This is a genomic window from Streptomyces sp. NPDC006265, from assembly GCF_040613555.1.
In the GTDB taxonomy this organism is placed as follows: domain Bacteria; phylum Actinomycetota; class Actinomycetes; order Streptomycetales; family Streptomycetaceae; genus Streptomyces.
In genome coordinates this window covers 1-5,604 of the sequence record NZ_JBEXSH010000610.1, presented here as the reverse complement: position 1 = coordinate 5,604, position 5,604 = coordinate 1, and the positions used below count along the sequence as shown (strand labels likewise).

The following is a 5,604-nucleotide window of genomic DNA, read 5'->3' as shown; positions in this document are numbered from 1 at the left end:
ATCAGGCCCGAAAGGATCTGATAGAGTCGGAACCGCCGGAAAGGGGAACGCGGAAGCGGGAACCTGGAAAGCACCGAGGAAATCGGATCGAAAAGCCGACCCCCGCCAGCGCGGCCAGGATCCCGCCGATCGCGGTCCACACCCACCGGTCCGACCACCAGCCGGACGCCCAGCCGTCCTCGGGTTCGAGACCGGCCAGCACGGCCGCCTTCTCCTGCTCCTCCTCGGGCTTCGTGGCGACGCCCGGCACCAGCGGCTCGGCCAGTGAGCCGTCCACCGCCGCCGATCCGCCGATGTCCTTGGAGTCCACCCGCACCTCGCTGCCGACCGGGAGACCGAGGTCGGCGGTGGCGACGCCGGTGGCGGTCAGCCGGACGTAGTAGGTGCCCGGCAGCGGGTCGTCGGCCCACGGTTCCGACCAGGCGCGGACCGTGCGCAGCACGCAGGCCAGCTCGACGGAGGAGGTGTCCGCCGCGGCGGTGCGCGTCTGCACCCCGTACTGGCACGCCTGGCGGCGGCGCAGACCGTCGTAGACGTCGATCTGCCAGGTCTGCGGGGCGTGGGTCTCCGGCAGCTTCACCGTCGCCTTGACGGTGGGGCGCTGTCCGGTGTCGGCGGGGAACGACCAGTACAGGTAGTCCCCCGTGGAGCCGCTCGCCGTGGCCTGCTGCCCCTGCTCGATCTCCGTGGCCGTACGGAACGACGTGCCGGCCTGTGCGGGGGCCGAGGCGTCGTCCTGCGACGGACTCGGTGAGGTGTCGGCCGCGGCCGGGGCGGCCGCCAGGCCGAGGATCAGCAACGCCGCGCTCAACGCTCTTGCCACTCGCATCAGTTGGTCCTCCAGACCGCGAACCGCCAGCGCGACAGCCAGCCCCAGACGAGACCGGCGAGGAAGCCGGCGAGGATCAGCACGCCGAGCAGCCACCAGCCGCGGCCGAGACCGAAGGCGGCCACGTCGCCCGCCTGACTCGGGGCGTCCACGACGTCCACCGTCAGCTCCAGCGGCAGACCGGGCGTGGCCTTCACGCCGGAGGCCGCCGAGAAGGAGTGCGAGACCGCCAGGCAGACCGCCTCCGCAGGAGCGTCCTCGTCGTCGCTCTCGGCCTTCGGGTACCGCAGACCCGTCGAGATGACGTCCGTACGGCCGTTGCCCGCCGCCTCGCCGCGTACGATCTCGCGGCCCTTGGACGTCACGGCCCGCATCAGGACCCCGTAGCCGGGGTTCACGGCCCGGTCCGCCGCGACGCTCACCGAGGCGCGCAGCTCCTGGCCCGGCCGCACGTCCACCCGGTACCAACGCTGCTGCCGGAACTCCTCCCGGTCGGTGTACAGGCCCGACTTCAGCGTCGGCGCCCCGGTGCACCGGTCGGCGCCCTCCGCCGGCACCGGCGTCACCACCGGATCGGCTGCCCGATCCACCAACTGATTGACACGGTCGGTGAGTTCGTCCTGGTGCTCGACCGAGGTGTAGGTGCCGCCGGTGGCCTCGGCGATGCAGCTCAGCTGCCGGCTCAGCTTGGCGGTCGGGACCAGGCCCAGGGTGTCGATGGTCAGGCCGATGCCCTTGGCCGCGATCTCGCGGGCCACCTCGCACGGATCGAGCGGGGCGCAGGTGTCCTCGCCGTCGCTGATGAGCACGATGCGCTTGGAGCCGTCGCCGCCGTCCAGGTCGCCGGCCGCCTTCAGCAGGGCCGGGCCGATCGGCGTCCAGCCCGTCGGGGTGAGTGTGGCGATGGCCGTCTTGGCCTCGGTGCGGTCGAGCGGGCCGACCGGGTAGAGCTGCGCGGTGTCCTTGCAGCCCGTCTTCCGGTCGTCTCCCGGGTAGTCGGCGCCGAGGGTGCGGATGCCGAGTTCGACCTCCTCCGGCGTCGCGTCGAGTACCTCGTTGAACGCCTGCTTGGCGGCGGCCATGCGCGACTGGCCGTCGATGTCCCTGGCCCGCATCGAGCCGCTCACATCGAGGACGAGGTCGACCTTGGGGGCGTCCTGGCCCGTGGGTTCACCGGCGGCCGCCCCGGCCGGGAAGGCGAGCCCGGCCGCCAGCGCGGCGAGCAGGGCACAGGCACCCGCCGCCAGCCGTGTTCTTGTGATCATCGCCGGATCCTATTGATCACCCCGCTCCGGGTCCAAAACGAGCCCTACCGCACAGGATTGGGAAGCTCCGCCCACTGGTCCCCGCGCGTCTGTGGCGAGAGCCGCATCAGCGTCAGCGCCTTGGCGGGCAGGGGATCCCCGCACAGCGCCGCGAGGTCGGGGGTGCGCGGCAGGTCCCGTACGGCCGTCTCCAGCGCCGCCGCGAGCGCCGGACCCGATCCGGCCGTGCCGGCCAGCGCACCCGCCACGAGCGAGCCGAACAGCTTGCGGCGGAGCGCGCGTTCGTCGTCCGTGACCATCCGGGCGGGCAGCTCGGGCACCGTGATGCCGTGCCGGACCAGGCGGGCCGGGCTGACGCGGATGTCGGCCAGGTCGCGGTAGACCAGCCGCAGCGGCTCGCCCGCCGCCGAGAGGACCACCAAAAGGTTCTGGCCGTGCGCTTCCAGCGCCACGCCCAGCTCCAGCAGCCGCAGGCCCACGGTGAGGGTGAGCCGGGCGAAACCGGCCAGCCAGGCGGGGGAGCCGGGGAGGGCGGTGGTGGCGAGCGCCGCCACCGGCAGGACCCGCTCGCCGCTGCCCGCGTACGTCTCGGGCGATTCCCGCAGGACGGCCGCGAAGTCGGGCGAGCCGGCCGCCGCCGCGCCGAGTGTGCGGGTGACGTGCAGTAGGCCGTCCGTGCGCGCCGCGGGCGTCCCGGCGAACTCCGACAGCACCGCCGACGCGGCGACCGAGGGCAGGGAGATGTCCCGCACCGAGGACGTCAGCAGGGCGCTCAGCGAGGTCTTCACATGCGGCCCGCCGGGCAGCGCCAGCGTCCGCAGGGACATCAGCGGATGCGCGGGCCTGCGCTCCTCGCACGTCCGCTTCAGCACATGCGCCGCCTGCCACGGGTGCACCGGCAGCACCACCCGCGCCCCGTCCCGCAGCTCACCCGGCCACACGCCCGTCACCAGGCACTCATCCGCCCGCACCGGAACCAGCCCCAGTTCCACGACCGGCCGGTGCTCGGGCCCGTAGGCGAGCTGCTCGGCCACCGAGAAGCCCGGCCGGGACCGGCACGTCGGATGGAACGGGTGCCCGTCGACGATCCGCTGCTCCCACTCCCAGTCGTGCTCCGGCCCCTCGCCCCGATCACCCTCCTGCCCCGCTCGCGACAGCGCCAACGAGGCGACACTGTGCCCGAGTTCGGCGGCGAAGGAGGCGGAGTGCGGTACGGCGAGGTCCGTCATCAGCCGCGCCGGATCCTCGTAGGCCGTCTCGTCCAGCCGTACGACCGTGACGTAGGCGCCGGTCGCGTACGGATCCGGCCGGGGACCGTGCAGGCGGCGGCCGTCCGACAGGGACAGCGTCAGCCCGTCTCCGCCCTGCTCGCGGCGGGCGACCCAGGGCAGCGGATCGTGGGCCAGACCGCGCCACAGCCGGGACAGCACGGCCGCCCGGGCGCCGGGCAGTTCGGCCTCGTACCGCGCCGTCAGACCGGGCCGTACGACGGACAGCTCGTCGGCGACCTCGGTCTCGGCGGTGGGGGGACGGTGCACGGGCGGGCTCCTCGGGTACGAATGCGGGTACGAGCAGGGGTGTCACAGCGCAATGGCGACGACCGACATACTGATCATCTCCGCCCGGAACGCTGGAAGGACCGTAGGGACGAGTGGAACGCGTGGACCTCATGCCCCCGCCCGCCGACGACGACTCGGCCCACGGCGACTCCGCCCCCGGCGACGGCACGGCCGTCGGCGCTCTCGCCGACGCGTACGCCGCCGTGCCCCTGCTGAACTGCCTGCTGCGGGAGGTGGCCCGTCCGGTCCGTCAGGAAGGCGAACACCACGTCTACCGGCTGTCCGGCGGGGGCCGTCTGCTGCGGGTGCGCGGCACCCGGCGGCCCGCCGAACCGGAAATCCACCAGGCGGGCGCCTGGCACCGCGTCGGCCACACCGAGCTGGTCAAACTCGTCGCCGAGGAACTGCGCCGGCACACCGGGGCGTCCAACCACGAACTGCCCGCCGAGATGCTCGACAGCCGGGAGGCCGTGGCCGCCCTGCTCGCCGCCCGCACCCGGGCCACCGCGCCCGACGACCTCTACCGGCGCTCCGAGCAGTCCCTCCTCACCGGCCACACCCACCACCCGGCCCCCAAGGCGCGCGGCGGCGGGCCCGCCGCCGGCTGGCTGCCGTACGCGCCCGAGGCGTACGCCCGCTTCCCGATGGCCCTGCTCGGGCTCCGCGAGGACACCGTCGTCGAGGAGGGCGACACCTCCGCTCTCGACGCCCTCGGCACGGCCCCGCCCGGCTACCGCCTGCTCCCGGCCCACCCCTGGCAGCTCGACCTGGCCGCCCCGGAGCTCGCGGCCGCCTTCGCGGACGGAAGGCTGATCCGGCTCGGCACCACCGCCTTCGACACCTGGCCCACGGCCGCGATCCGCACGCTCTACACGCCCGGGCACGACCTCTTCCTCAAGTTCAGTCTCGACGTGCGCATCACCAACGACATCCGCCGGCTGTGGCGCCACGACCTGCTCGCCCTGCGCCGGACGGACGCGGCCGTGTGTGCCGCCCTCGCGACGTCCGACGGGCCCCCGGCCTGGCTCGGCGACCGCGGGTATCGCACCGCCGGCTTCGCCTTCGAGGCCCTCGCCGTCCTCGTCCGAGACGGCTTCGGCGACCACCTCCTGCCCGGCGCGACCCCGCTGCTGGCCGCCGGACTCGTCGAGGGCTTCGACGGCAGCCCGCTCGACCGGATCCCCGACCCCGCTGCCTGGTGGGAGGCCTATCTGGCCCAGGTCGTGCCCCCGGCGCTGACGGCGTTCGCCGAGCACGGCGTCGTCATCGAGGCCCACCTGCAGAACACCCTGGTCGCCGTCGACGCCGACGGCCTGCCGGTGCAGGCGCTGTACCGGGACGCCGAGGGCGTGAAGCTGCTCCCCGACGTGACGCGGCAGGCCGGCTGGGAGCGGCTCGTGTACTGCCTGGTCGTCAACCACCTCATCGAGATCGCCGGCGCCCTCACCGAACGGCACCCCGGTTTCGCCCCCTGGCCCGCCGGCCGCCGCGCGTTCGCCCGCCACGACCTCCCCGAGATCCCCGCCCTGCTCACCTCGCCGACCCTGCCCGCCAAGACCAACCTGCTGCTGCGCTGGACCGGCGCGGACGGAGCCGACGCCCGCTACCAACCGCTGCCCAACCCGCTCGCGGCGGGAACCTGACCGCTCCGGACGGACAGGCCGGACCCCCCCACGTGAAATGATGATCATAACGGCCAGCGAGGGAGGGTGCGGCATGTCCGCGACGCCGGACGCAGGGGTCCCCTGCCGCATCGTCGTCTGCCGGGACTGCTGCTGCGGCAGTCCCAAGATCACCGGCGTCGATCACGCCGCCCAGGCCGAGCGCCTGCGCGAAGCGGCACCGGTGCGCGACTCCGACTGCCACGACGACTGCGCCCAGGCCAACGACATCGTCGACCGGCCCACCGCCGCGGGCCGGGCCGCCGGGGGCCGGCCGGTGTGGCTGGGCC

Annotated in this window: 4 protein-coding genes and 1 pseudogene; 2 read left to right on the top strand and 3 right to left on the bottom strand. The window is 74.1% G+C overall.

Features of this window, described 5'->3' with window-relative positions; genetic code table 11:
* Position 1 precedes the first annotated feature (1 nt).
* Genes ABZ281_RS35360 through ABZ281_RS35350 form a run of 3 tightly spaced genes read right to left on the bottom strand, consistent with a single transcriptional unit; the run spans position 2 to position 3,632 of the window.
* On the bottom strand, positions 2-829 hold the full coding sequence (locus tag ABZ281_RS35360; RefSeq protein ID WP_356662163.1) for a hypothetical protein: 828 nt from the start codon (positions 827-829) through the stop codon (positions 2-4).
* Positions 829-2,094 (bottom strand): VWA domain-containing protein, encoded by a 1,266-nt coding sequence (locus ABZ281_RS35355; protein WP_356662162.1) that lies wholly within the window; start codon positions 2,092-2,094, stop codon positions 829-831. The genes ABZ281_RS35360 and ABZ281_RS35355 overlap by 1 nt, the downstream gene beginning before the upstream one ends.
* Positions 2,095-2,138: 44 nt before the next feature.
* Positions 2,139-3,632 carry an IucA/IucC family protein gene (locus ABZ281_RS35350; RefSeq protein ID WP_356662161.1) on the bottom strand — a complete coding sequence of 498 codons (1,494 nt, stop codon included), beginning with the start codon at positions 3,630-3,632 and terminating at the stop codon, positions 2,139-2,141.
* A 131-nt stretch (positions 3,633-3,763) separates the two neighbouring features.
* Between ABZ281_RS35350 and ABZ281_RS35345 the strand changes: the two genes are divergently transcribed.
* Complete coding sequence (locus ABZ281_RS35345; protein WP_356662164.1) at positions 3,764-5,296, top strand: IucA/IucC family protein; 1,533 nt, start codon at positions 3,764-3,766, stop codon at positions 5,294-5,296.
* Positions 5,297-5,369: 73 nt separating this feature from the next.
* Positions 5,370-5,604, top strand: a pseudogene (locus ABZ281_RS35340) ((2Fe-2S) ferredoxin domain-containing protein); the annotation flags it as partial.

Coding starts and splice junctions, on each gene's coding strand:
- ABZ281_RS35345 (WP_356662164.1), top strand. CDS start 3,764: ATGCCCCCGCCCGCCGACGACGACTCGGCCCACGGCGACTCCGCCCCC.
- ABZ281_RS35360 (WP_356662163.1), bottom strand. CDS start 829: ATGCGAGTGGCAAGAGCGTTGAGCGCGGCGTTGCTGATCCTCGGCCTG.
- ABZ281_RS35355 (WP_356662162.1), bottom strand. CDS start 2,094: ATGATCACAAGAACACGGCTGGCGGCGGGTGCCTGTGCCCTGCTCGCC.